Origin of the sequence: Natronorubrum sp. A-ect3 (assembly GCF_041821125.1) — an archaeon.
In the GTDB taxonomy this organism is placed as follows: Archaea; Halobacteriota; Halobacteria; order Halobacteriales; family Natrialbaceae; genus Natronorubrum; species Natronorubrum bangense.
On the sequence record NZ_JBGUBB010000007.1, the window covers coordinates 44,852 to 71,668 of the forward strand.

Here is a 26,817-nt window from a genome sequence, read left to right on the forward strand (position 1 = left end):
ACAAATAGGGGTGGAGTACCCTCTTATTAGTATTGGTTTGATCAGTCTTGATTTATAAACAGATTATATAGTCTTATATTCGCAGTCGAAATAACGACTGTGTCATCTTTCATTAACGTCGACCCAGAGATGAACGGTGTACTCGGTGCTCTCCATCGACGGCTCCTCGGGGACCTCTCCGTCGGGGTAGAGCAGCCAGACGAGACGGATGTCTTCACCAGTCATCGTCGGCTCGAGATCGTGGGGATGATGCCAACTTTCGTTGTGAGCTAACTGTGTCTCGAAGCGGTCGAGTTCACGCTGCTCTTCGACGACTGTCTCGTTAACCGAGACAGTTTCATTATCCTCGATGGCACTCTGGTTCTCCTCTACTGACACCTGCTGTTCGACCAAGACGACTGTGTAGTCGACAGTGCGGTGTTCGTGATTGTCGACACCCAAGATAATCTCTTGGCTCTCACCTTGGGTGAACTCGGTTGGGTAGTTGTCGGCAACGAGCTCACCATCGTCGTCTTCGCCCAGGATATAGACGGCAGAGAACTGTTCGCCCTCTGGTGGGACCATGACCGCGTAGCCAACGCTGCCGACTGCGAGCAGTATCGAGAGCGCCAACACCACGTTCAACACGGCGTCGCCTCGAGTATCTGGCTCGAGGACCTCCGAGCGTCCGGCGGCATACCACTCACGGTAGGGAACTTGGAACCGCTCATCTTCAGGCAGTTCCCATCGACGAACGGCGGCGATTGCGGTTGCGATCACGGTAAAGCCGCTTACGGCGATCATGATCGGAACCAGTCTGATTCCCCATGGTGTAAAGTTCAACACAAGCCCGAGCAGCGGCGTGATGGCGATACTGAGTCCGAACGCCAGCGCAACACGCTCGATCCCGTCGATGCCCGAGCGATCACGGCTAAGCGGCCCCGCCTCTAACAGACTGCTCTCTGGATCGTCTTCCTCAGTGCGCTCGAACTCCGACTCGTCGGTCGGCGACTCGCCGGCTTCAGGAAAGAGTGCCGCGATAAACGCGTAGCCGGGTACGAAGAGAACGAACGCAAGGCCGAGTGGCACCCGAAGTGGCGTCTCACGAATAACGGGCGCAAGCACTGCGATGTTCGTCAGAATTACGAAGACAAAAACGGCTGCGAGATCGGCCGGGAGCGCCCGCACTGGTCGCGGAAGCATGGCCACCAGAGAACGCGATTCGACCATTCGTCCCTACGTAGCGATGACATCAATAAAAGGCAACCGGTCGCTGCCCGAGCGAATCTTTCGAAACCGAACTCGTTCGTGGGTCATCCAAGACAGCTTCGAGTGGCGCAAGGGTTTTATATGTCAGTGAGGTAGTGGGTATTAGGTGACCTAAAATGGGAAAGTCCTCATTTGAATCGAACAACGGCGAAGAACTCACGCTCACGGTGGACGACAGAGGACGGGTAACACTTCCAAAAGAGGTACGGGACCGACTAGGAATCGAATCAAACGATGAGATTCCTGCGACCCTCATCGGGTCGGTGCTTGAAGTCAACCCCAAACCGAGCTCGAAATTAGAGACAGCAACAGCCGGTCGGAAGAACTGGGAGAACACAACACCAACTGATGCCGGAGAAACGCTCTTCGGGCCGATGGACCAGTGAGCGACTATCCGATGACTGATTCTCTCCCGACTGAAGTGACGGTTCTCACTGACGTGAACGTCCTAGCAATCGCGCTCACCGATGATCATCCTGCGCACGACGATGTGTATCCGTGGATACAGAACGCAATTGATGGGCCAAACGTCTTGCTCGTATTCGATTACTATCCATTGCGAGCGCAGTATCTGATGACGAGCAATTTTGGAGTAGACGCAGTTGCTGCTCGAAATGCTATCCAATCACTTGTTCGTAGCCCTGCACGAATCGTTAGTGCCACAGAGACAACGCTTCTTGAGGCGTACGAGATCAGTGCTGAGAAAAACCACGACGTGTACGATTCATTCATCGTTGCGCTTGCACGAGCATATGACGCCGATTACTTGATTACGACTGACAGTGATTTCGACGATCTTTGTGACGATGAAGATGTGAAATACGTCAATCCCATTCCAACTGAGAAACGTGAAAAATTAACACTAATTGATGGATAGTGTGTTATGTGATAAGTTGACATTCTCCCGCCCTGAAGACGTCCCCAGAACGCGAGCGTTCTGGTGTGCAAACGAGACCGATGGTCTCGTTAACGCGGGAATCCCACGGCACCGCACCGCACCGCTGGATTGGAATATTAGGGTTGCAGTCTACACTTGTTCCCTCGGTGAGAATCCGTGGGACAAGTCATCAAAGTAGAGTTCAGAATGTATCAGTATGTTAGAGATTCAAACTAATCGTCTGCTGGGACGCTCTGGGCATCCTTCTCGAGTCCACAGAGCTCACGCGCGCGCTCCAGAATCGTCTCGGCTTCTTGTTCGGAGACACCTTCAGGGCTGAACGTCGCCCGTTCGTATCCTTCGGTTACGTCCTTGAGCGTGGCAGCCGATTCATCGGGGGCAGACTCGTGGGTTACGTGCTGTCGGTAGAACTCCCAGTGGGTGAGCGAGGGGGTTGACTCAAGCTGGGCCTCGAGTTGTTTACGGACTGCTGCGTAGCCGTTCTGGACTGCACTGTTGGCCTCTCCACGTGAGAGTTGCTCGGTAGCCTGAGATAGCAGTGCTCGAGAGACCGACGACGATTCACTCGAGTCGGCGACCGCAACTGGATCGTCCTCGTCAACCCCTGTCTCGGCTGTCGACTCATCCCCATCCCGATACCAGTAGACGGCTGCTCCACCAGCGATGAGGAGAGAGAGTCCAAGCACAAGCCACGTCCACGTTGGCAACAGCGCGCTACTGCTGCCGGTACTGGGGAGCGTGATCGTCGTTGCGGCCTCCGTCTCTGCCAAATTCGTCCCATCGTCATCGTACACTGCAACGATCTGGACATCGCCCGTTGTCTCCTCGGACAGCGAAACCAGGCCAGCGAATGTGCCGGTTTCGTCGGTGGTGACGGTCTCAGTGACCTCTCCATCGACGAGCAGCTGTATGGATTGGCCCTCGACGCCGGTCCCAGCCGCCTCGAGTGTCCCGTTGACCGTTACCTCACTGTCGTTGGCTTGGCTGGCAGAGACGGAAAGGTCTGGATCCGTTTCCATGACCGTCATCGTCGTCTCCGCTTCGGTGTCCGCAAGTGCTCGGTCGTCGAAGGGAAGTGCAACTCGTACCGACTGCTCACCGGCAGAGAGGTCGGCGGGTACTGTCGCTGTTCCCACAAACGTTCCATCTACAGTTTCAGTGACGCCCAAGAATTCGTTCCCAGCCGAGACGGAAAGCGGAACGCCGTCGACTGGCTCACCGTCGACGTGTAGTTCTGATTCGACGGTAATTTCATCGCCGAATGCCACCTGCTCGGGGTTAACCACTGGCTCAGTAATCGTTGGCTCGACCTGTTCGATCGAAACTGGCACGTCAGCCTCGGAGCCGAAATACACTGACTGTGTCTCGGGCACGTACTGGACTGTCACTGTCTCTGCAGACAGTGGAACGGAAATCGGACGGTACTCGAAGTCAAATGATCCAGAGCTGTCCGTCTCTGCCTCGAGCGTCTGGTTGCCGATATCGAGCCGAATCATTTCGTTTGCGACCGGCTCACCGTCTGCCGTTCGTAGTTCACCAGTGGCGACAAGCGGATCACTGAACGAAATCTCCTCGTTCGCTGGCTCGAGTACCAGCTCAGTTTCGACGAACTCTGCTGCTCGAATCGCGTCCTGATCCGTCTGCACGTCTTGATTGACGGTGTCGATTGCAGCGCTCGCCTCGGACAGATCGATATCGTCGTCCTCACTGATCGCATCGTAATGGGTCTGTATCTGTTCGTTTGAGGACCCGATCTCATCTGCAAGTGCCTCGAGTTCGCGGGCGAGTTCGCGGGCGCGCTCTTCATCGCCTTCCTCGCGTGCTTCCTCGTACTCGGATTTGGTCTCTTGATACTCCGCAACCGAATCGGCTAACGACTCCTGTTCGTTCTGGGCTTCTTCGTAGGAGTCGTTCGACTCATCGTCAGTATCGCCGGCAACCTCGACATACTGCTCGAATCGGTCACGGTACTCCTCGCCGATGTACTCTTTTGCGAGGTCGTACTCTCCTTCACTTATCTCTCTGGCGCTGTCCTCGAGTTGATTCGACATCCAGTCGGAGAGCCAGCGCTCAGTTGAGTCGCTGTCGCCGTCTTCATCATATTCGTCGGGGTTCTGGTGGCGGACGGTCTCGTTGTCTTCGTCATCTGGCGCCTCTTGCTGGAACGCAACGTCTCCAAGCGCGCGCTCATTGCCACTCTCTGCTGGCGCCGCGACGGCGCCACCGACCGCAGTAAGCGGAAGACAGAACAGAAGCACCACGAGGACGATTGTCCGACCGACGGCGTTTGTCACAGTTCCCGAATTCGAGTCCGGTAGCAAAAAACTGTTCTCTTGACTGTCTGCGCACATTACAAAGGTGCCAGCTTGAACCGTCACCACCGAGGCGCTTCCCGCCTTCGAACGCAGAAAACTGGTCCAGGCTGCTTCAACCCCAACCAACAGCACACTCTCGGCAGCCACTTCCGCGAAATCAGTACCTTCAACAGGACACCCACATATCGGTGACATATGTATCCTACGCGCCAGCTGTGGGCGGCACTCTTGCTCACAGGCTTTCTCGCGGTGCTCGCGGTTGTCACCGCCAACCTGCTCCTCCTCGGGGGTGCTGGACTGGTCGGCGCGTGGGTGCTGGTACACCAGTATCAGTTCACACAAACACTCGAGACCACCGTCGACTCACTCGAGGTCCGCCAGTCGGTCGCTCGGTCCGGTATCCGAACGAACGACACGGTTCCGGTGACTCTCACGGCGACGCTCGAGACAGATTCACCGTTCACTGTCGAGATTGAGGGCGGGCTCCCGACGGCAGCCGCTTCGGACGATCAACTGTCATTGACACTCGAGCCAGGCGATTCGAGCGCTACTCGAACAGTTGATGTGTCGTGGCCAATTGCGGGTCGACACCAGTTCGCCGAGCCAACCGTGACGGTATCGAATGAACTCATCAGCGAGACGCTTTCGCTCGGTGAGGCATCGACAGTCACTGTCGAACCGCGTGGTCCGCGGGCAATCCATGTCGGCGAAAGTGGCGATCGAATCGCAACGGCCTACGGTGAACACGACGCGAACCAAGTCGGATCCGGACTCGAGCCGGCAGAAATACGAGAGTACGTCACCGGTGACACAGCAGATCGGATCGACTGGAATGCGACTGCCAGACTGGGAACGCCACACGTCCGTGAGTTCGAAGCAGAAACAGACCGAAAAACGCTTTTCATCGTCGACCACCGCGCCGAACTCGCAATGGGTCCTGCTGGTGAGACGAAACTCGAGTATCTCCGTGAAGTCGCACTGGCAATGGTCGCAAGCGCACGTCGACTTGGTGATCCAGTTGGATTGCTCACCGTCGGTGACGATGGTGTGACTTCCCGACTCGAGCCTGCGACGACGCCGGCAACGTATACCCGTGTTCGACAGGGCCTGCTCGGGCTCGAACCGACAGCTGAGGTCGAATCGACTACTACTGCCACCAACAGGCACCCTCTCAAGATGAACGGGCGTCTCACTGCCGCCGATGCCCGGGCCAGTATGGCAGCACTAAGTGGAGAGACCGACACGTTTGCAGCGACACTCCGTCCGTTTTATGCGACGCGACAGGGCTACCGTGACCGAATCGAATCGGAACCGCTCTACGGGGCCGTGAAAACGGCTCGGAGTCGAAGAACGGACACGCTGTGGACGGTGATCTTCACCGACGATTCACGGCCAGCCGAACTTCGCGAAACGGTCAAACTCGCTCGCAGTGACGGTAACACGGTTCTCGTCTTACTCGCACCGACGGTTCTGTACGAACCGGGTGGGCTCGCAGATCTCGAATCAGCCTACGATCGCTATCTCGAGTTCGAGGAACTGCGGCGTGATCTCTCCCGGATGAGTCGTGTGACCGCACTCGAGGTTGGGCCGACGGACCGCCTGTCGACAGTCCTCTCAACGAACCGAAGCCAAACTCGAGGTGGTCGTGCGTGAGTACTGCGGACGTGTCACCGGGACGTGACTGGCCAGTGATCGGAGCCCTCGCCGTACTCACCGCAGTGCTGACAGTCGTTGCTGGCCCTCTCGGAACCCTTGCCGGAGTGGTGACGGCAGTAACGTGGTATACACTGGGAACCGTGTACGCCATCGCGACTGGACACGTCGTGCTCGCAACGGCGTTCTCGAGCGGGATCACGACTGAATCGTTCTTAGTCGTCGAGCTCGCTTTCGTGGTGTTTCTGTGTTCCTCCCTTGTCCGGGCTACGAGCCCGTTGCGTGATACCGCCGCTACCGTTGTGAGCGCTAGCTTGCTCGTCGGCGTGGCATGGCTCATCAGCCAGACACAGCCACTCTGGATCGCCGCTGGCGTCTTGCTTGCCGTGTTCGCGCTTACGGCGTACACGCTCCACCGATACGAGCTTGTCCGCCTCGATCTCGTCCCCCTTGACCAGCCGACTGACTCCACCAAAACTGACCCATGAGTAGTAACGATTACGAGACGAGTGATACACACTCCACTACGACAGACACGGCTGAATCTGCTTCCGAGAGCACCGACAGCACTGATCAACTCGAGCTTGCTGCACAGGTCGAGCTACTAACCGAAGAGAACCACCGGCTACGCCAGGAGTACGTTCAGGCTCGACAGTCGCGGTATCGCTCGACAGCAGTTGGCCTTGCCGCGATTGGCATCGTCGCAGCGCTTGGTGGGCTGCTCTTTCCCGATACACGAGATGTGCTCGTTGCACTCGGCGCAACCGGCCTGTTCGGTGCAGTGTTGACCTACTATCTCATGCCGAGTCAGTTCATCGCTGCTGATGTCGGTGAGCGCGTCTACACTGCCGCTATGACAAACCTCGCTTCGATCAGTGACGAGCTCGGCCTCCGCGAGAACCGAGTATACGTTCCCGGCGAGACGGTTCCAGCACGCCTTTTTGTTCCCCAACACGTCGAGTATTCGATCCCGGACGACCGCTCGGGACCAATCGTCGTCGACGACGATTCACGTGGGCTCTTTCTCGAGGCGACCGGCGCCGAACTCTTCCGTGAGTTCGAGCGAGCGTTGACGGGTAAGGTTGGAACTGAGCCAACGGTGATCGCTTCCCAGTTGACTGATGGCCTTGTTGAGCAGTTCGAACTCGCACAGAGTGCCGACGCTGACATTGATGCAGCCAATGGGCGGGCAACCATCGCAATCACCGGGAGTGCGTTCGGCTCCCTCGACCGGTTTGATCATCCTATCCCCTCGTTTCTTGCCGTCGGCTTTGCCGCCGGGCTCGATCGACCGGTGACGCTCGAGGTCGCCGCTGGTGATGACCGAGCTGACTGGCTGGTTACCTGTCGCTGGGGTTCGGAGACAGAAACGGAAACTGCCTGAATCCTTCTGACGTGGACGCTAGCAGTTCAGGCAAAAGAAACGGGCGAGTGTTAGTCGTCGACTGTTGCTGCTGGCGGTTCGATCGCATCAGCACCCGGCGGCTCAACTGACTCGACAATATCGGTGATGACGTCGGTAGGTGTGACGTCGCTCAGATCGGCATCGGTGCTCAAAATAAGCCGATGAACCAAGGTTGGCTCTGCAAGCGCCTTCACATCATCAGGGATCACGTACTCGCGGCCGTGAATCGCTGCTCGTGCTTTCGCACCGTCGAGGAACGCGAGCGATGCTCGAGGCGAGCCACCGTGGGAGACGTCTGGATGCTGTCGTGTTGCCTCGACGAGATCAAGAACGTACTCTTTGACTTTCGGAGCGACGTACACCGCGGAGACGGCCTCACGCGCCGCCAGCAAATCTGCGACCTCGACGACCTGTTTGACGTCGTCTGTGCTGAGTTCGGGTGTCTCATCGAACCGGTCGAGTAACTCGCGTTCGTCCCTTCGGTCAGGAATATCGATCGTGAGTTTGAACTGGAAGCGGTCACGCTGGGCTTCCGGGAGTTCGAAAACCCCCTCCATCTCGAGTGGGTTCTGCGTTGCGATGACCATAAACGGCGTCGGCAACTCGAGCGTCTCCCCTTCAATCGTCACGCGACGTTCCTGCATCGCCTCGAGCAGCGCCGACTGCGTCTTTGGCGTCGCACGATTAATCTCGTCGGCAACAACCATATTGGCGAAGACCGGCCCACGCTGTAACTCGAACTCGCCACGGTTCTCACGGTAGATGTGGGTTCCCGTAATGTCGGCAGGTAGAATATCTGGCGTCATCTGGATTCGGTTGTACTCGAGTCCAGTGACGGTCGCAAACAAATTTGCGAGCGTCGTCTTTGCAACACCCGGGACCCCCTCGAGCAGCACGTGGCCGCGAGTCAGGAGCGCGACTGTGAGATGCTCGATCGCGGGCTCGTTTCCGATCAGGACACGACCGATTTCGTCGCGCAACGTCTCGTAGAGTTGCTCGGGGTTGCTCGACGGATCGCCGTCAACAGGGTGCTCGACGCTCATTCGTCGTCTCTTCGTTTCGATCCATGACGTTTAAACGCTGCCATCACGCGCTGGATTCGCTGTTCGTCCCAGTCGGGATATCGCTCTCGGAGGAGTTCCGCCCGCTGTTCGGTGTCGAGTTCGAGGACCGATTCGGCGTCAGGTCCGTCGGTAGACCTGTGGCCACTGACCGCTGTTCGAACGCGTCTGAAGGCGGATCGAACGTTTCCTCTCGAGCCAAGTACGATAGCACCGATCCCGAGCCCACCAATAAGCAGCTGCAACAGCGGTGAGCCACGCACCGTAAGCGTCGCACTGGCAAGCGGTGGGAGCTCTTCACCATGCGAGAGATCGATCAGGACGTGATCCGCATCGGTGTAGAGTCCTTGCAGAAACACAGCATTATCCGGCTCGTTGATCATCGCGTTGACCGCGATACTTGGATCACCGACGGCGACAACGTGCCCTTCGGAGACGTTCTCAACAGTGGCAACGGGAGAAGCCGCTAGCTCTTCGTCGCCACTGAGTTCTCCGTCCTGATTGATGTCTCGATAGGCGTACTCACTCGTCCGGACCAAAACCGTCGCATCACCCGGCTCGAGCGCCGAGGCGTAATTGAGTGTGAGTTGGTCGACTCCCTCGGTGAGCGTGTGATTTTCGACACCAGTCGCGATTGGCATCGTCGGGCCGCGATAGTACTCCTGTTCGTCTCTGAGCAAGACGCCATCGGCTCGCGTCTCGGCTCCGACAGTCGCCAGTAACTCGTTTCCGCTCGTGCCGAAGTTCTCGAGGACGACGAGTGTTCCGCCGTTCTCGACGAACCGCTGTACGCGTTCGGCGTCATCTCCCGTGTACTGTTTGTCCGGTGCGACGACGAACGCAACCGTTTCGTTCGCGTCGTAGGCGTCATACCGGTCCGTCTCGCGGATGAGTTCGCTCTCGACACCTGGTTCGGACTCGACATCGTCGCGAAGTTCGGATGTTCCGTCCCACGAGGGATTGTACGGACCAAACGCCGCTGCCGACGTTGCGGCGGCGACGAACACCGCAACGAGTACGGTGACCGATAGGGCGACGAGCAACATGCGTGGCCAATCAACCCCCGCATCGTCTTGGATCCACTCGAGTGGGTTCATCGTGTCACCTCCAGCGTAGACCGATGAGCTACCATGGAAGTACCTCCGGTGGCAAGATCTCGAGGATGCGGCGGACGACGATGACTCCGAAGCCGATTAGTCCAAGTAGGATCAGCCACCGAAGTCGGCGCCGCCAGTCAGGCGTGACAGCAAACGGAGCTGTAAGCTCGGTGACGATCAGCAGGCCGATCAACGAGAGAACAAAGAACAGTTCATATGAAAACGAACCGAGCACGGACAAGACTAGCACTGCTGCAACCATCCAGGCGAGTTGTCCGTGGATAAACCGCATTCGACGGTGCGTCGGCATCTATTCCAGTAGGCGAAGCCAGTCACTGTAAACCCACGGGATTTCGTTGACCTGCCCTTTGACAGCGAGCCCTTCGCTGTCTTCTCTTTCTCGAAGACGAGAGTCCCGCATGCAAGCAGGCGGATGGTCGCAGAATAACGGCCACAATTACTACGATCTGTCATTCACTCAAAATTGTATATATTGGTCGAAAGACTTTCTTGTAGCAGGTAACATAACTGCTGTATTCAATGGTAAAGGGAGGAGTTGTTGGAGGATCGACACTGACTATTCTGATTGCAGTCATGATGGTTTGCGCTGTCTTTGCTCCGGTTGGGGCAGCGGGAGCGACAGGGCACGCTTCGAACACATCAGACTCTGGATCAGTCGGTGAGACAGTCAGTACTAACGCGGAACCGGCACCGATCGATGATGAACTACGTGCTGCGGAGGGAACTGTCGAGGCCGTTCTCCAACTCGAGGACGTTGACAACCGTATCCTTGCACAGAGTCACGACACGGCCGGTACGTTACAGGCTCACGCCGCGGCTGCACAGGACCCGATCGAACGGTATACTGAATCGACCGACGGTGTAGAACTCGAGCAAACGTTCTGGATCACCAACGCGGTGTTAGTGAGCGTGGACACCGAGCGCGTCCCGATCGAACAGCTTGCTCGACTCGAGGGCGTGACTGGGGTTCACGAGAATTATAACATACAGATTTCTGAACACGATGTTGCCGGCAAAACCTCCGATCAAACGGGGCCAACAGCGAACGACTCAGTCAGGAACACCGACCTATCGACAACTGATGGTTGGGACACGATGTATGGACTTGACCAGATCAACGCACCGGATGTTTGGAATGAGTACGAGACCCGCGGTGAAGGGATCGATGTAGCGGTGCTCGATACTGGTGTCGACCCAGAGCATCCGGATATCGATATCAACGAGGAGCACTGGGCCGATTTCATCGGCGATCGGACTGAACCGTACGATGACCACGGGCACGGAACACACGTATCTGGAACGGTGGTCGGTGGCAACAGCTCAGGTATGTACATCGGCGTTGCACCTGACGCGACATTGTATCACGGAAAAGTACTCGGGGGCGAAGGTGGTGGCTCGTTTGATGACGTTATAAGCGGGATGGAATGGGCTGTCGAGGAAGAAGTTGACATTTTGAGTATGAGCCTCGGTTCGGATGAGTATCGTCCCGATCTAATCAAACCAGTCCAGAATGCGCGTGAATCTGGAGTTTTTGTCGTTGCCGCATCCGGTAATAGTGGCGAGGGAAGCAGCGGATCTCCTGGAAACGTCTATGACTCATTTGCCGTAGGAGCATCCGACCAGACTGGAGCAATCGCGGAGTTCTCGAGTGGTGAAGAAATCGTCACTGAAGATGTGTGGGGAGAAAACGAATATGATTGGCCTGATGAGTATATTGTACCGAACGTCGCTGCACCGGGTGTTGGTGTTTGGAGTGCACTGCCGGACGGAGAGTATGGACACCAGTCGGGAACCTCAATGGCTACACCACATGTCTCTGGTTCAGTTGCATTGATTCTCAGCGCCATCGAAGATCAGCCTGCGCCAGAAACAATTCTTGATAGTCTCGAGGGAACTGCCTGGAAACCTGACGGCGAACCCGAAGACAAAGACACCCGCTACGGACACGGAATCATCGATGCCAAAGCCGCGATGGACCATCTCACAACCGGTGGGTCTATCGGGGGAACAGTGGCTGAGGGCCACCATGATGATCCGGTTGAAAACGCGACAGTCGAACTGTTCGATGACGACGGAGAAATCGTCGATACTGTGCAGACTGACGAAACTGGTTCGTACGCGATTTCTGGGCTTGCACTTGGTGAATACGATCTCGAGGCTCGAGCCACCGGCTTCGAACCCAGCACTCCATCCACGATTTCGGTTAGCGGTGGGCCCGAGGCCCAGCCAGTAACCGAGAACGTCTCTCTCGTCGGAAACGCCACACTCGAGGGAATGATCGGCGATGCGGAGACGGGCGAACCAGTTCCAGACACAACGGTCACGGTGGCCGGCCCGTACGGTCCGTATGAGACGACGACTGCTGACAACGGCACGTACACTGTCGACAACGTTCCAGGGACCGGCGATGAGTACACGATCGATGCCAGCGCCGACGACTATCTGCCAGCAACCACCTCGACACATATCGAGTCGAGTGCAACGGCAACAGCGAATCTTTCACTCGAGCCGAAAACGCTCTTCGTCGAAATCGATGAGGTGGAGTCGCCGGTCGTTGCCGGTGACGTCGCGACGATCAACGCGACGGTGAGGAACACCGATGAAACGAACGTGACCGAGAACGTCTCTCTCGAAATCGATGGCGACACGGTAGACTCACGCGAAATCGATCTCGAGGCGAATTCGTCGGCGAACATCTCCATGGCGTGGGAGACGGAAAATGTGAGTGCTGGTGACTACGAAGCACTCCTCACGTTCGGTGGCGACGACGCAAGGACGACCGTGACAGTGCTCCCTGACGTTGACCTCGAGCACACGCTGGTTGAGCCGACCAGGACTGACGATGCGTTCGCGGAAGTGCTGGGTGTGACACTGACTGAGTCGAGTGACCCGATCGAACTTGGGGCTGATGCAGGAACCGATATTCGAATCAGCAATCCAGAAACGAACGAGTCAGTGACGCTTACACCGGATGAGGGATCGAAGACGCTGACCGATGAACCCCTTCGGCTCTCCATCTATGATGGGACAGGCACCGTCGTATCCGAACCGACTGTAGAACCTATCAGTACCGAGAGCGACCCGCTCAATGTATCGGTCTCGGGTACCGAGACGATGTTCGAAAACGAGACGTTCTCGAGCTATTCCGTCTCCTTTGTCGATCGCCAGAGCGAGCTACCGCTGTCCCAGACCGACAACCGACTCATCGGCGTCGGATACGATGCCCAACTCGAGCAGAACGGAACGACGGACAGTATCTCGCTCAGTTTCACTCGGGATGACGCCGTTGAAGAGTCGTGGTCAGTCACCTTCGACCTCCTCGAGCTAGATGACAACGACAGCTCGCCTGAATCGGTACTGACGAAAGACGTGCCAAACGATGCCGACAGCGATTTCTTCGAGTTCAGTATCGATACTGCAGATCTCGAGGCGGGTGAGTACGGCTGGAAACTAGAAATCGACGACCCCGAACACGACTCACCGCGGATTGTCGGATTCCTCGGAGATGACGGTGACCCGATCACTGTTGATGAACAGGACGACGAGCACGCTGTGCTCAATGGGACTGTGACCGAGCACACACACGGCGATCCGATCGAAAACGCAACGGTCGATCTGTATGCCGACAACGAGTCAATCGAGACTCGAGTGACAAACGAAAGCGGTGAGTACGAGTTCACAGGACTGGACACCCACACGGAGTACGACCTCGAGGTTCAGGCTGATGGCTTCGAAGCCGATAGTCGAGCAGGCATCACTGTCAATGAGACACCAACAACCGAAAACGTCACACTGGCTGGAAATGCCGCCGTGGAAGGCACCGTTTCCGATGCCGAGACGGACGAACCACTGTCGGAAGCCACTATCTCCGTGAGTGGCCCGTACGGCCCATACGAGGCGACGACTGCGGACAACGGCACATACACCGTCGATACCGTCCCCGGGACTGGCGACGAATACACGATCGACGCCGGCGCTGATGACTACCAATCTGCGACCAACGCGACACACTTCGAGTCCAACACGACGACGACAGAGAACTTCTCGCTCGAGCCAGCTAGCCAAGGTGGTGGCGGTGGGCTGCCCTCACTCTCGCCACCCGAAGAACCCGATCCTGCACAGTTCATGCTCGAATCAGTCGACACACCGACCGAAGTCGACGCCGGATCCCAGTTCTCGGTCGACGCGATCGTCGAAAACGTCGGTGGACAGAGCGATACCGCCAACGTCACCGTCTCGATCGACGGCACGATCAGCGCTGAAGCTTCACAGTTCATCCTCGATGGGAATACAGAACAGCTCACATTCGACGTTGTGGCACCCGACACGGCCGGCGATTATGAGTTGGCTGTCGAAACAGCTGATGACGAGTATGTGACCTCCCTGGCTGTCGTCGATGATGAAGCAGACGACGTCTCTCAGGATGATGAGTCAGTACAGCAAACGGGCGAGAATGAGACTGACGAAGACGACGATGTTCTCTACGAGGCCGGTGATGGCCAACCCGGATTCGGTATCCCAGTCGCCGTCGTTTCCCTGCTGGTCGGACTGCTCATCGCTCGAAAGGCCGACTGACCGGAAGCAATCGTGTTGAACACTCGTTGGATTCTAGAAATCGGGAGCATTAATTAGGGCTGGCTAACTTTCATTGGTATGATGCTGCTTTCGTCTGCGACTCCTGCGGATACTCGCGAACCGGTGACTGACCCACCATCCGTCGTTCGCGCTGCCGACGTGACGAAAGTCTACACGCGAGGGTCTGATCCGGGACGACTCGGGAAGCTGCTTGGCCGCCCGGAGGCGCCGAGAGTCCACGCCCTCAAGAACGCCTCCGTTTCGATCAACCCGGGAGAGATCGTCGGGCTCGCCGGTCCAAGCGGCAGTGGCAAATCCACGTTGTTACACCTGCTTGCTGGGCTGGAACTCCCGACAGAGGGAACGGTGACCTTTCAGGAGACGGATCTCGAGACGCTTTCGACTCGCCAGCGAACCCGACTTCGACTTGAGCACGTCGGGATCGTCTTTCAGCACTTCCATCTCGTCGGCTCACTCTCTGCGCGGGCGAACGTTGCACTCCCGCTGGTCGAACTTGGAGTTGGAAAACGCGAGCGTCGCGAGCGAGCAACCGCATTGCTCGAGCGTGTTGGGCTTGGTGACCGAGTTGGACATCGCCCTGGCGAGTTGAGTGGCGGCGAACAACAGCGGGTTGCGATTGCCCGTGCGCTCGTGACTGACCCGACGCTGGTGATCGCCGACGAGCCAACGGGCGAACTCGATACCGAAACGGGCCGCCGAGTCTTAGACGAGTTCGAACGTATTGCAGCGGATCGAGCGGTTGTTCTCGCCTCGCATGACCAGCCAACGCTGGCGATCTCCGACCGAATCGTCCGGCTCAAAGACGGGACGATCCGCGGAGACGGCGACGCATGAGCCTCCGGACACTGTTCGCCCGGTGGATTGGTCTCATCAGCGTCGGAGTGCGCCAGACGATCTCTCGTGCAACCCAGACAGATCAAACGCGAATCCGTTTTAGCATTCTCGGCGTCGTGGTCGTGATTGCGTTGCTGGTCGTCGTAACGGGAATCGGCATTGGGCTTGCGACCGGAACGACAGTGTACGACGACGACGTCGACTACTGGATCGTCCCTGAAAACGACGGCGAGCGCTCGTCACTGCTTGCGACCGACCAGCCGCAGTTCGGCTCCGTCCACGATACCAGCGATCGGATTCGAGCCATAGATGACGTGACGTTCGCGTCACCAGTTCTTTCGGACGTAAACCGTCTCGAGGTGGATGGGACGAGTGAGTATATCCTCGTGATCGGGGTGATCAACCAACCCGGATTCGAAACGATCGCCGATGTCTCGACTACTGGCCTCACAGACGACGATCCATACTACACTGACGGCGAGTACAACGGCGACTGGACCGGCGAGATCGCTCTTTCCCGGAGCGCCAGCAACTTACTCGAGGCCGACGCTGGCGATGAGGTGACGTTGGCTGGCAACGACTCGTTCACCGTCACGGCAACCGATGACGGGTCGCGTTCGGCCGGCGATATGCCGACTGCTGTGGTCCAACTCAGTGAACTCCAGACGCTGACTGGCAACAACGAGCACGATCAGGCTGATCAGTTCATCGTTGGGACGAACTCGCCGGCCGTCGAAGATGAACTCAAGGGAATCTACCCGCAATCTGAGGTCCTCACTCGAGGTGAGCTTACCGCCAGCGCAACGATGGACTCGGGACTGCCGTTTGCACTTGCGTTGACTGCGTTTGTCGTTGCCGTCTCGGTCGGCACCCTGTTCGTCCTCACAACGACTGGTCTCGAAGTGGTCGCCGATCGCCGACAGCTGGCAACGCTATCAGCACTCGGAATCTCAACACGCAGTCAGCTCGGACTTATTGGCGTCCAGACGCTCGTTGTTACCGGTCTTGGTGGATTAGTCGGTGCAATCACGGGGCTCGGCGGGATCCGGCTGGCTAACTACGTCGCGACCGAGACGATCACCACTGGTCCGATCGCCGTCTCCCATCTGTTGTTCGTCCCCTATGGACTGGTCGTAGGCCTCCTGATTGGCCTGCTCTCGTTGCCAGTCTTGCTCGTACTGACGCGACGCGTCACTGGAGGTGTCCCATGATGGGACGGTTTTGGTCCCTTCTCAAGCGATGGAGCGCTCGACTCCGTGTCGCAACCAGTATTACGGTCAGCCAACTTCGCCACCATCGGCTTCGACTCGGCCTTGCGATCATTGGTGTCGGACTGGCTGTCCTCTCGATGACGTTGCTTGCCGGCGTTGGAGTGGGCGTCCTCGAGACTGGCGAGCAACAGTTCGAGGCCGCTGATCGGGATCTGTGGGTGACAGCGGGTGAGACACGACTCACGTCCGCCGGTGGTGGTGGATTCGAGAACTCGTTGACTGACTCGCGGAGCGTTGCCACTGATATGAGCTCTCACGATGGCGTGAGGAACGCGGTACCGCTCGCGTTCGAGACAGTGTATGTCGGTACCGACGGGAGTGACGATTTCCAGACGTTTATCGGAACGGGTGTTCCCGGAAGCGGCAGCGCTGTCCATGTCACTGAGGGTGAGGAGCTCAGCGGCGACCCACATTACGCCAACGGCAGCTACGACGGTGAGCGAACTAATGAGGTACTCATCGACGAGGAAACCGCTCGAGCCCTCGACGTCGAAGTCGGAGACACGATCAACGTCGGCGGCTCACTCGCCGCTGCCCGGAACAACGAGGTGACCGTCGTGGGTATTTCCTCGACGTTCGAACGGATGCTCGGCGCCCCGACTGTCGTGATGCCACTGAGTGAACTCCATCAGTCAACGGGAGCGACCCGAACTGAGCCCGCGACGTTCATCACGATCACCCTCGAGGACGGTGCGGATCCTGATGCTGTTCAGGCGGATCTCTCCGAAACCTATCCCGAATACGAGATTCGATCGAATCAAGAGCAACTCGAGGCAGTTCTTCAAGAGCAGGTACTCGTCCTCGCTGCGGGTGGGGCGCTGGTTGTCCTCGCACTCGGAGCCGGAATCGCGCTGACACACACGCTGCTTACACTCGTGATCTTTCAGCAACGGGCGGCTTTCGGGGCACTTTCCGCTCAAGGAATTTCGTCGTCGCTGCTGATCGCATCAGTCGTCGGACAAGGGCTCTCGATCGGGCTCATCGGCGGCGTTCTCGGCCTTGCACTCACTCCTCCTGCAGTCGAGTTGTTGAATCGACTCGCAGCAGCTGTTGTCGGCTTCGATGGACTGGTCCAGACGTCACCGATGATTCTCGGGAGCGCGCTGGCAGTTGCGATCGTGATCGGAACGGTTGCAGCAGCGCTGGCAGGATGGAGACTGAGCCGAACGCCGCCACTCGAGTACCTGTGATGATCTCGAGGAGATCAGAACCCTTTCGATTGCACGTGGCCGACGTCAAGGCGTGACTGCTGATCATGTAGAGCGTCCCGACAGTCGCTACAGTTGGGTCGTGGCGGTTATCGGCGCTGTGGCGATGGTCTTTACGTTCGGCACGCCGCTGTCGTACGGCATTTTCCGTGAGCCGTTCAGCGAGGCCTTCGGTATTTCGTCGGTTGCACTCTCTGGCGTCTTCGCCATCATGCTCTTTACGTTCTTTATCGGCTCCGGGCTCGTTGGCGTATTCGGTGCCCGATTCCGGGCTCGAGTGGTGTTGCTCGTCTGTTCGCTTGCAACCGCTGCGGTCGCCCCTTCGCTGTATGTCACGAACTCGCTCGCCGGGTTGGCCGTCGTGTTCGCCGTCCTTGGACTTGCACTGGGGACGGTGTTCGTTCTCATCGCGTCGGTCGTCCCGCGATGGTTCGAGCGCCGCCGCGGTGCGGCAACGGGGCTCATCTTTGTCGGTAACGGCCTTGGACTGTTCGTGCTCCCCCCAATCTGGCAGCGGGCCATCACTACGGTCGGCGTGCGCCGTGGCTTTCTTATCATCATGTCGGTGACTACAGTTGCGTTTCTCCTCGCCGCTCTCGTCTGCCGCCGACCGCAGTGGGCAGTACAGTCGAGTGCGACCGCCGGCGAACTGCTCGAGTGGCTCGCTCGGCTCGGTGGTACACGGACGTTTCAGCTGCTGTTCGTCGGGATGGCGCTCTCGTTTGCGTGGTATCAGCTGCTTGCCGCCTACGCCGTCGATCTGTTCGCTGCCCGCGGACTGACGGCGGCCAGTGCCTCGACTGCGTTCGGTCTGATCGGTGGTGTCAGCATCATCTCGCGGATCGGAAGCGGCTATCTGGCCGATATCATGGGCTCGAGACGGGCCTTCCTCGCATCGCTTGTCTGTGCAGCTGTCGGCATTGCGCTGCTGTTCGTTCCTGTCTTTTCGGTACTGCCGGTTGCGATTTTCCTGATCGGACTCGGCCTGGGCGGCACCGCAACACTGTATATCCCGCTTCTGATGGGGATTTACTCGCCCGAGAAAGACACTGCCATCGTCGGTGTGTTCAACGTTGCAATCGGCGTTGCCGCCTTAGCGATGCCACCCCTTGGAACGGCAAGCGTCGCATACACAGATGGGTTTACGATTGCGATTCTTCTGACGTTTCTCGCAACCGTGGTTGGGTTGTGGGCAATTGCTGTCGGAACTGCTCGATGAGTTGGTAGTTCCTCGAGTTGATCTCTTCCGATCTATTGAAATTTCCGCAGATGACGGGAGCTGACTTCTGAATGGAGAGCATGAGTTCAGCACGACGGTTGACTTCCTTTCATATCATATTGATTGAACTATTCGAGGTGGGAGGCATGCAAACGTAGTGTGGGGACTCGTGGTACCGCGACCCTCGGAAGGATTATCCCTCATCCGACCCTCTGTCTGTTTGTAATGGCAAACGGCAAAGTTGATTTCTTCAACGACACTGGCGGCTACGGTTTCATTTCGACTGACGACGGCGACCTCGACGACGACGAAGATGTTTTCTTCCACATGGAGGATGTCGGCGGCGAAGACCTCACGGAAGGTACTGAGGTCGAGTTCGATATCGAGTCCTCGCCTAAGGGGCCTCGCGCGACGAACGTCGTCCGACTGTAATACTGAGACACAACTGTCGTTCACAGCGACAGACAACAATCTCGATTTTTAGACGGTCACACGTCCGAGCTGATGCTATCTGTACACTCTGTACTGAGCGTACAGCCTCCCGTGTCGACCGCCCTCCGGTTCGTGCGACATTCGCGCCCAGTATTCGGCAGTTCTCCAGAAATACATCACTGATCAAGGGTTTCTACAGAGCTATTTCTTCTCATTTACCCATTCGTCTATTCACTTGAGCTGACACCAAAGCCCGAAATCACACCGTTCTGAACAGTCGGTAACCCGTGAATTTAATGTGGGGAGTCACGTACAAACACTCCATGTACGACTTGACTGGCTTCCAGCGTGATCTTCTGTATGTAACTGCGGGACTGGACGAACCCCATGGACTCGCGATCAAAGAGGACCTCGAGGACTACTATGAGTCGGAAATTCATCCTGGACGACTCTACCCCAACCTCGATACCATCGTCGACAAAGGGCTGATCGAGAAAGGGACCAAAGATCAGCGAACCAATTTCTACACCGTCACTCGTCGGGGACGCCGTGAAATCGAAGACCGACGCAACTGGGAGGACCAGTACGTCGAGGACACCCTTTGATTCGACGGGGACGATTCGACAGTACAGCCCGACGAGAGACACAGTTCTCTCGAACTGTCTGCTGCTTGAGCCGCTGCTCGCGGACTGGATCGCATCGTCGCAAAATCATATCAAAACACGTATCACTCTGTGTTGTCAGATATGCCGTGTGACTGACGGCTCCCAAAATAATGGACGATCGACAGAAATCTAGCAGCTATGATGGGTTGTTCGACTCGCTTACTCTCCAATCGACTGAAGTGACGCTTTTCGAGGAACTGGTTGCAAACACATCGGACGGGTTTCTCACGATCGACGAGCAGAGCACGATCGTGTTTGCCAACCCAGCAATAGAGACTATCTTGGGGTATGATCCATCCGAACTTGTCGGCCAATCAAAATTAATGCTGATCCCAGAGCGGCTCCGCGAGGCACACGAACGCGGACTCGAGGCATACATTCAGACGGGAGAGAAACACATCGACTGGAACGGGATTGAACTGCCCGCCTTACACAAAGAGGGTCACGAAGTCCCAGTCCAGATCTCACTGCAAGAACACTCCTATGACGGCCAGCGGCTGTTCACCGGCATCTTTCGTGATCTCACCGAACAGAAGACGAGACAGCGGCGGTTCGAAGCGGTTTTTAACAATACGTATCAGTTCACTGGTCTCGTCGACTGTGATGGTACTGTCCTCGAAGCGAACGAGGCAGCGCTGTCGTTTGCCGACCTTGATCGTGCTGATGTCGTCGGCAAGCCACTCTGGGAGACGTACTGGTTTCAGTTGACTGATGAGGCCGCACGAACTGCCCGTACCGCTGTCGAAGATGCAAAAGACGGGAAGTTCTTTCGCGAAGAACTCCGGCTACAGGGCTCCAACCGAACAGCGATCATCGACTTTTCGGTCCGTCCGATAACCGATTCGGACGGTGAGACACAGTTGCTGGTTCCTGAGGGCAGAGAAATTACCGAGTTGAAACTTCGCAGACAGCATTTCGAACTGCTCCATCGACTGCTCAGACACAACCTGCGAAACGATCTTAACGTGATCAACGGATCCGCAGAACTTCTAGCCAAAGAGCTCACCGATGACGAACTCGAGGAGTATGCGACTGGGATCGCTGAGACGTCGTCCAGACTGATCCGGTTGAACGAGACCGCAAAAGAACTCGCGACCATCACGCTCAACAACGACTACTCGCGGACGGATATCGTCGTGCAGGATGTCCTCGAGGAAACCGTCGCTCAACTCCAGACCCAGTATCCTGAGAGTTCGATCGTGATCGATATTCCAACGGATATCGTTGTCCCTGCAGATGCTCGACTCCAGACTGCTTTCAGAGAACTTCTCGAGAACGCGATCGTTCACGTGGATACCCCAGAGCCGTCGGTCGAGGTGAGTCTCGTTCACTCAGATGCGGATGATACCATCGGTATCGCCATCATCGATTCGTGTCCAGCAATTCCGGAGACAGAGCAGGCCGGAATGTTTAATGAAGATCCGATTACGCCACTCAAACACGGCAGTGGGATGGGACTCTGGCTTGCTAGACTCATCATCGAAGATTACGGTGGGCATCTAGACTACGAGCGATGCGACGACGATCGCGGAAATTGCATCACCGTTCACCTGCCCACGATTGCTAATTTCTGAGAGTGAATCAGCTCACGATCCCTCTTACTTTCGCCGAGACATACTCGCTCGCGATGACCGTAAACAAAATCGCGAGCAAGATAACGGAGACCGACCGCCACTCGTAGAAGTTCATGAGCGCGGTGAGCTCGAGACCAATCCCACCCGCGCCGACGAAGCCGAGGACAGTCGACGAGCGGATGTTAATGTCCCAGCGGTGGGTCGTGATCCCGACGAAAAGCGGCATCACCTGAGGTGCAACGCCGTAGAGCAGCCGTTGGCGACCGTTGGCACCAGCGGATTCGAGGGCACGGACCTGACCGGGATCGATCTCTTCGATGGCCTCCGAAAGGAGTTTGCCGATGAAGCCGATCGACCGAATGGCGACGGCCAGGACGCCGGCGAACGCGCCGGGGCCGAACAAGATGACGAAGATGATCGCCCAGATGATCGTACTCACCGTTCGCGTGATCGTGATGATCATCCGGCCGATCGCGTAGGTGAGCCGGTTGGGTGTCGTATTGCTCGCTGCGAGGTAGGCGATCGGGACCGAGAGAAGTGCCGAAAGCCCGGTGCCGAGGATCGCGATGTTGATCGTCTCGATCATGGGGCTGATGATCTCTCCGGTGTAGCCGTAGTCCGGCGGGTACATCCTGGTGAGCAAGTCACTCACGGCGCTGACGGAACTCGCCAGGTAGCCGTAGTTGACCCCGAGCATCTGCCAGGCGTAGACGACGATCGGAATCGTAAGGAGGACACCGGCAAAGCGCAACAGCCGGGTTCGGGTGTCGTAGCGTTGCCAGCGCTCGTACTCTTCGGCGGTTGGTTCGAACATCAGCGGATCCGCCTCCGTATCATCGCACTGGCGACCTCACCGGCGAGAACGATCGCGACGATGACGATGAGGATCGCGACGGCGAAATCGTACTGGTAGCGGTCGAACGCGTTGAGCAGGGTGAAGCCAATCCCACCGGCACCGACGATGCCGATGATCGTACTCGAGCGAACGTTGATATCCCAGCGGTATATCGCGAGCCCGATCATCCGCGGTAAGGCCTGTGGGACGGCACCGTAGAGAATTACCTGAAGTTTGTTCGCGCCCGCGGTCTCGATCGCCCGGAGTTGCCCCATGTCAATGTTCTCGAGGTCGTCAGCGAGAATCTTCGCGTAGAAGCCGACCGTCGCGAACGAAAGCGTGAGCGCACCAGCGAACGGACCAAAGCCGACGGCGACGACGAAGATGATCCCAATGATGAGGCTGTGAAACGACCGCGAGATCATGATCAGGCTCCGGGCGAAATAGTAGACCGGCCACGGCGCGAGATTTCTTGCGGCCATGAACGCCACGGGGAGGCTGGCCGCGACGCCGAGAATCGTCGCTACAACCGCCATTGCGAGCGTTTCGCCGATACCCTCTCTGATGAGTTCGCGTTCACGTTCGCCGAAATCCGGCGGCCACATCGACTCGAGGAACTCGGCGGTCGCGCCCAGCCCCTGGATGAACCGCTCCGGCGAGATGCGAATCGCCCATGCACTCCAGAGGACGAACCCGACGAGGAGAATGTACGTCAGGTACTTCACCCGGTAGCTGGGGAACACGGTCGGGCGACGCCAGACGATGTACTCCGTGTCGTCGGTCTGCCGGAACCGGTCCACGAGCGCCCGAACCACGGTTACTCGAGCCCCCGCTGGATCTTCTGTCCCTCGATGGTCGGTTGCTCGTCGGCATCTCGAGATTCGTCGGACTGGTTCGCGTCGGAAGTGTGATCTCGAGAGTCCCCGTTCCGATAGATTCGGTCTTTGGCAGACTCGTCGAGTACCTCTGGTGGTCCATCGAAGACGATCTCACCATCGGTGAGACCGATGATACGGTCTGCGTACTCGAGTGCGAGATCGACTTCGTGGATGTTAATCAAAATGGGGATATCTTCCTCGGTAGCGATCTCGGTCAACAGTTCCATTACGGCGTGAGACGTTTCCGGATCGAGGCTGCTCGTCGGTTCGTCGGCGAGCATGATCTTCGGCCGTTGGATTACTGCTCGTGCGATCCCCACGCGCTGGCGCTGGCCACCAGATAACTCGTCAGCGCGGTCGCGTTCGTGTCCGCCGAGACCGACTCGCTCCAGAGTTTCGCGTGCGAATTCGATGTCTTCGGAGGGGAACTTCCGGCGGAATGCGTTCCAAGTACTCAGATAGCCCAGTCGCCCCGAGAGCACGTTTTCCATGACAGTGAGTCGCTCGACGAGATTGTACTCTTGGAAGATCATCGCGATGTCCCGGCGGGCCCGACGGAGCTGTCGCTTCGAGAGAGTAGTCACCTCAAGGTCGTCGATGTGGATCTCTCCTGCAGTGGGTTCGGTGAGTCGGTTGACACAGTTGATGAGTGTGCTCTTTCCGGCACCGCTTGGGCCGATTATCGCGACGATCTCGTTTCCGCTCACCTCGAAAGAGACGTCTTTCAGCGCCTCTTCACCGCCCGGATAGGTCTTCGATACGTTTCGTACAGTTAACATTATGTGGGTTATTTAAAGATTGAATTAGTCGTGATCGCCCTCGAGTTCGACTGCTCGAGAGACGAAGCAGGTCCGTGTGTTAGTGATTGTAGACGTTACAGGTCGTCGTACTCTTCACCCAGTGCCTCGTGGACTTGCAAAACCGGGTCGTAGGTCGTGTAGTAATCGACCTCGATGAAGTTGTTGTACCCCAGCTCCTCTTCCATGGCCGTTCCGTGGTAGTCATGATCAAGCAGCGCTTTCGTGATCCCGTCGACGATCTCGGGTTTGAGATTGTAGATGTGCGCCATCGGACCACGTGGCATCACCGGACCCATGTAGATCACTTTGTAGTCTTCAGGATCGATCTGCCCTTGTTCGACCATGTTCGCAAACGTCGGACCGCCACAGGGGCCAACTTCGTAGTCGCCTTGACCAATGCCTCTGACAGAGGTGTCGTGACCGCCAGAGAAGTCGACGTCATAGTCCTCCTCGGCGACGAGTCCGGCGTCGTCCTCGATGAACACACGGGGCTCGAGGTTGCCCGAACCAGAGCCCGGGTCGGCGTGCGTTACCTCGATGCCCTCGAGGTCGTACACCGTGTTGATATCGTTGTTGTCACGGTGGGTGATCATCCAGAAGGCGTTCCCGTAATAGTCGTCGGCCATGATGTGTGCGATCGGAACCGCACCCGCGAGATTAGCTGCGTATGGCATATTGCCTGCACTCATTCGGCCGAAGTGTAGTCGCTCACTGCGCATCGCTTCGACCATCGCTGCATAGGAGTCGAGCGGGACGTACCTGACCGACCGATCCGTGTACTCCTCGATCTGGTCCATGAGTGGCTCCATCGCCCGCTCTAATGCCGCCGGATCTTCGTCCGGCACGAACGTCATCTCGATCGGATCCGGATCGATGTACTCACTCGAGTCCGACACTTCCCAGAGTTCACCGCCGTACCGTGGCTCGTCCCGCGGGTCCTCGAGTGGCCCTAGGAGACCCTCTTTGTCGGCCTGGTAGTTCCCCATCTCGTACATCTTCTCTGCGGGCTGGGGAAACATCTCGACGTAATCGGCACCGTCGCCTGGGACCAGGTCAGGGTTAAAATCCGGAAAATCGTTGGTTCCAGAGCCACCGCTGCCTCCAGAACCGTTGCCGTCGTCACCACCGAGACAGCCGGCCAACCCAGCGATCCCTGCCGCACCAGTCGCAAGAAGATACTTTCGTCGTGAACCTTTCCACCCTGACGGGTCAGTGGATGTCATCAACCGAAACGTGGAATTGGACATATAAGCAGATTACTATGAGTAATATATTACGAGTGGTATAAATAAATTCACATCTATTCAGCCGAGTACGGTGGATATTGAGAACGTCCCTCATACTAACGCACATGTATATCTATAGGCGTTGTCGGCATTCACTCTCGGGGTCAAGCCCCGATACACTCTGTCTTGAACGTCTGTAAATCGCTGTTCTCGGCTCACGTTCACCCGTGGAAACGCAGTCTCTTCCGGATGGGCGATAACCGTCAGATCGGCACGTGTACGGACCGCTTCGGTCCCGCCGACGTGGTCCCGTAGTGGTAAATTAGGGTCACCAGTCAGATGTCCTCGAGTCCCCAGCCCAGATCCGAGAGGTGGACCTCGAGGGCATCGGTGAACCCCTCGGGGCCGACGTCGATCAGGACGAGGCCACATTCCGTCTCGACGGATGTGAACGCAATTGCACCTCGAAGTCGCCGTACTCGACGGTGACGGCAGGGCGTGAACGTATCCGGATTCTCCCATATCGGGTGGTTCGCTCGGACGGCCCAACGCGTTCGATATCGAGCCTCGGAACTGCATTGGCCTGCGCCTGCAAGTGGTAGCACTATTACCCATATCGCCGTTCGTGACAACCGAATGATTGAAAATGGCGTGAGTCGACGGCGAATTATACAGATCGGCGGCCTCGTGGTGGTCAGTGGCATCGGAGGTACTACGGCCGCCTCGAGTGATCACGAAACGAACGACCAGCCGACTGACACCGGCCTCCGGACTCGAGTTGCACACCTCTCACCCGACGCGCCCAACATCGACATCTACGTCGACGGAGAGCGGGTCCGCGAGGGCATCCCGTACGGGACGGTCACCGACTACCGCGACCTCGAGCCTGGCACGTACACGATTCAGGTCGTTCCCGCCGGTGAAGACCCGGCCGAAGCAGTGCTCGAGGAGACCGTCGAGGCCGGCGACGAGGACCCCACCGTCGACGGACTCCTCGCAGTGATCGGCGAAGTGGCCGCCGAAAACCAGCCCCTCGAGGCGCTGTTTCTCGACGACGATAACAGCCCGGTCGATCCGGGTACCGCTCGCGTTCGCGTCCTCCACGCCTCACCCGACGCGCCAGCGGTGGACGTCGTTGCCGGTGAAAACGGGGACGCGCTGTTCGAGAACGTCGCCTTCGGCGAATCCGGCTACACCGAAGTCCCAGAAGGCGAGTATACGCTCGAAATTTATCCTGCGGGTGATCGAGAGGCCAGCGCCTTCGAAATCGACGTTTCCCTCGCTGGAGGGACCGTCTACTCCGCGTTCGCGATTGGCTACCTCGAGACGGAGGGAGCGCCCGCCGACGAACCGTTCGAGATACTCCTCACGGAGGATTCCCTTCCGGACGAAGCGGACGTCGAGCCGGACGAAGAGGAGCCGAAAGAAGACGAACCTGAGACGGAGAAAAAGGCTAAGTGATACTGCCGCCTACTCGCCGTGGAAGATTCTCGCTGCCGCATCGAGATGGCAAATCGGGCCAGATCTCGTGCGACATTCTCGCCTTCTATTGAGCCCTCGTAGTCATGCGGCAGGATCAGG

Annotated in this window: 24 protein-coding genes; 14 read left to right on the plus strand and 10 right to left on the minus strand. The window is 57.6% G+C overall.

Features of this window, described 5'->3' with window-relative positions; translation table 11 throughout:
• Window positions 1-102 precede the first annotated feature (102 nt).
• Window positions 103-1,209 (minus strand): DUF1616 domain-containing protein, encoded by a 1,107-nt coding sequence (locus tag ACERJA_RS16700; protein ID WP_373609392.1) that lies wholly within the window; start codon window positions 1,207-1,209, stop codon window positions 103-105.
• Between the two features lie 155 nt (window positions 1,210-1,364).
• Here ACERJA_RS16700 and ACERJA_RS16705 point away from each other — a divergent pair, with 155 nt between their 5' ends.
• Together ACERJA_RS16705 and ACERJA_RS16710 are read left to right on the plus strand one after the other, a co-directional pair.
• The gene (locus ACERJA_RS16705; RefSeq protein ID WP_006068183.1) at window positions 1,365-1,634 is read left to right on the plus strand and encodes an AbrB/MazE/SpoVT family DNA-binding domain-containing protein; all 270 of its coding nucleotides are present in this window, start codon (window positions 1,365-1,367) and stop codon (window positions 1,632-1,634) included.
• Between the two features lie 11 nt (window positions 1,635-1,645).
• Window positions 1,646-2,125, plus strand: coding sequence for a type II toxin-antitoxin system VapC family toxin (locus tag ACERJA_RS16710; RefSeq protein ID WP_373609393.1), 480 nt, complete (start codon window positions 1,646-1,648; stop codon window positions 2,123-2,125).
• A gap of 233 nt (window positions 2,126-2,358) precedes the next feature.
• Here ACERJA_RS16710 and ACERJA_RS16715 read toward each other — a convergent pair whose 3' ends face one another.
• Window positions 2,359-4,440 (minus strand): hypothetical protein, encoded by a 2,082-nt coding sequence (locus tag ACERJA_RS16715; RefSeq protein ID WP_373609394.1) that lies wholly within the window; start codon window positions 4,438-4,440, stop codon window positions 2,359-2,361.
• 216 nt (window positions 4,441-4,656) lie between these two features.
• Between ACERJA_RS16715 and ACERJA_RS16720 the strand changes: the two genes are divergently transcribed.
• The 3 genes from ACERJA_RS16720 to ACERJA_RS16730 are packed head-to-tail and all read left to right on the plus strand — an operon-like array spanning window position 4,657 to window position 7,498.
• Window positions 4,657-6,114, plus strand: coding sequence for a DUF58 domain-containing protein (locus ACERJA_RS16720; protein WP_373609395.1), 1,458 nt, complete (start codon window positions 4,657-4,659; stop codon window positions 6,112-6,114).
• Complete coding sequence (locus tag ACERJA_RS16725) at window positions 6,111-6,602, plus strand: hypothetical protein (protein ID WP_006068187.1); 492 nt, start codon at window positions 6,111-6,113, stop codon at window positions 6,600-6,602. Before ACERJA_RS16720 ends, ACERJA_RS16725 begins: the two co-directional genes overlap by 4 nt.
• Window positions 6,599-7,498: a hypothetical protein gene (locus tag ACERJA_RS16730; protein WP_373609396.1), complete on the plus strand. Its 900-nt coding sequence runs from the start codon at window positions 6,599-6,601 to the stop codon at window positions 7,496-7,498. The genes ACERJA_RS16725 and ACERJA_RS16730 overlap by 4 nt, the downstream gene beginning before the upstream one ends.
• A gap of 50 nt (window positions 7,499-7,548) precedes the next feature.
• Here the strand turns inward: ACERJA_RS16730 and ACERJA_RS16735 are convergent, their stop codons facing one another.
• From ACERJA_RS16735 to ACERJA_RS16745, 3 genes are read right to left on the minus strand one after another with little or no spacing between them, the layout of a single operon-like run.
• Entirely contained in the window at window positions 7,549-8,562 is a 1,014-nt protein-coding gene (locus ACERJA_RS16735; RefSeq protein ID WP_373609397.1) for an AAA family ATPase, read from the minus strand.
• The gene (locus ACERJA_RS16740; RefSeq protein ID WP_373609398.1) at window positions 8,559-9,677 is read right to left on the minus strand and encodes a DUF4350 domain-containing protein; all 1,119 of its coding nucleotides are present in this window, start codon (window positions 9,675-9,677) and stop codon (window positions 8,559-8,561) included. Before ACERJA_RS16740 ends, ACERJA_RS16735 begins: the two co-directional genes overlap by 4 nt.
• A gap of 28 nt (window positions 9,678-9,705) precedes the next feature.
• On the minus strand, window positions 9,706-9,969 hold the full coding sequence (locus ACERJA_RS16745) for a hypothetical protein (protein ID WP_373609454.1): 264 nt from the start codon (window positions 9,967-9,969) through the stop codon (window positions 9,706-9,708).
• A gap of 248 nt (window positions 9,970-10,217) precedes the next feature.
• Between ACERJA_RS16745 and ACERJA_RS16750 the strand changes: the two genes are divergently transcribed.
• The 8 genes from ACERJA_RS16750 (at window position 10,218) to ACERJA_RS16785 (ending at window position 21,497) form a co-directional block, all read left to right on the plus strand.
• Window positions 10,218-14,273 carry a S8 family serine peptidase gene (locus ACERJA_RS16750; protein WP_373609399.1) on the plus strand — a complete coding sequence of 1,352 codons (4,056 nt, stop codon included), beginning with the start codon at window positions 10,218-10,220 and terminating at the stop codon, window positions 14,271-14,273.
• An 81-nt stretch (window positions 14,274-14,354) separates the two neighbouring features.
• Window positions 14,355-15,128, plus strand: coding sequence for an ABC transporter ATP-binding protein (locus ACERJA_RS16755; RefSeq protein ID WP_373609455.1), 774 nt, complete (start codon window positions 14,355-14,357; stop codon window positions 15,126-15,128).
• Window positions 15,125-16,339, plus strand: coding sequence for an ABC transporter permease (locus ACERJA_RS16760; RefSeq protein ID WP_373609400.1), 1,215 nt, complete (start codon window positions 15,125-15,127; stop codon window positions 16,337-16,339). The genes ACERJA_RS16755 and ACERJA_RS16760 overlap by 4 nt, the downstream gene beginning before the upstream one ends.
• Complete coding sequence (locus ACERJA_RS16765; protein WP_373609456.1) at window positions 16,339-17,589, plus strand: ABC transporter permease; 1,251 nt, start codon at window positions 16,339-16,341, stop codon at window positions 17,587-17,589. The genes ACERJA_RS16760 and ACERJA_RS16765 overlap by 1 nt, the downstream gene beginning before the upstream one ends.
• 52 nt (window positions 17,590-17,641) lie before the next feature.
• A complete protein-coding gene (locus ACERJA_RS16770; protein WP_373609401.1) occupies window positions 17,642-18,826 on the plus strand; it encodes an MFS transporter in 1,185 nt (394 codons plus the stop codon).
• 225 nt (window positions 18,827-19,051) lie between these two features.
• Window positions 19,052-19,258, plus strand: coding sequence for a cold-shock protein (locus tag ACERJA_RS16775; protein WP_124194674.1), 207 nt, complete (start codon window positions 19,052-19,054; stop codon window positions 19,256-19,258).
• Window positions 19,259-19,581: 323 nt separating this feature from the next.
• Entirely contained in the window at window positions 19,582-19,863 is a 282-nt protein-coding gene (locus tag ACERJA_RS16780; protein ID WP_373609402.1) for a helix-turn-helix transcriptional regulator, read from the plus strand.
• A gap of 170 nt (window positions 19,864-20,033) precedes the next feature.
• Window positions 20,034-21,497, plus strand: a complete 1,464-nt coding sequence (locus ACERJA_RS16785; protein ID WP_373609403.1) for a PAS domain S-box protein — start codon at window positions 20,034-20,036, stop codon at window positions 21,495-21,497.
• A 7-nt stretch (window positions 21,498-21,504) separates the two neighbouring features.
• Here the strand turns inward: ACERJA_RS16785 and phnE (ACERJA_RS16790) are convergent, their stop codons facing one another.
• The 5 genes from phnE (ACERJA_RS16790) to ACERJA_RS16810 form a co-directional block, all read right to left on the minus strand.
• Complete coding sequence (phnE, locus tag ACERJA_RS16790) at window positions 21,505-22,311, minus strand: phosphonate ABC transporter, permease protein PhnE (RefSeq protein ID WP_006067154.1); 807 nt, start codon at window positions 22,309-22,311, stop codon at window positions 21,505-21,507.
• Window positions 22,311-23,132 (minus strand): phosphonate ABC transporter, permease protein PhnE, encoded by an 822-nt coding sequence (phnE, locus tag ACERJA_RS16795; RefSeq protein WP_006067153.1) that lies wholly within the window; start codon window positions 23,130-23,132, stop codon window positions 22,311-22,313. Before phnE (ACERJA_RS16795) ends, phnE (ACERJA_RS16790) begins: the two co-directional genes overlap by 1 nt.
• 17 nt (window positions 23,133-23,149) lie before the next feature.
• Window positions 23,150-23,989 (minus strand): phosphonate ABC transporter ATP-binding protein, encoded by an 840-nt coding sequence (phnC, locus tag ACERJA_RS16800; RefSeq protein ID WP_373609404.1) that lies wholly within the window; start codon window positions 23,987-23,989, stop codon window positions 23,150-23,152.
• Between the two features lie 95 nt (window positions 23,990-24,084).
• Window positions 24,085-25,233: a phosphate/phosphite/phosphonate ABC transporter substrate-binding protein gene (gene phnD / locus ACERJA_RS16805; protein ID WP_161569821.1), complete on the minus strand. Its 1,149-nt coding sequence runs from the start codon at window positions 25,231-25,233 to the stop codon at window positions 24,085-24,087.
• Between the two features lie 338 nt (window positions 25,234-25,571).
• Window positions 25,572-25,841: a hypothetical protein gene (locus tag ACERJA_RS16810; protein WP_006067150.1), complete on the minus strand. Its 270-nt coding sequence runs from the start codon at window positions 25,839-25,841 to the stop codon at window positions 25,572-25,574.
• 31 nt (window positions 25,842-25,872) lie between these two features.
• Between ACERJA_RS16810 and ACERJA_RS16815 the strand changes: the two genes are divergently transcribed.
• Window positions 25,873-26,697: a DUF4397 domain-containing protein gene (locus tag ACERJA_RS16815; RefSeq protein WP_373609405.1), complete on the plus strand. Its 825-nt coding sequence runs from the start codon at window positions 25,873-25,875 to the stop codon at window positions 26,695-26,697.
• Window positions 26,698-26,817: the final 120 nt, after the last annotated feature.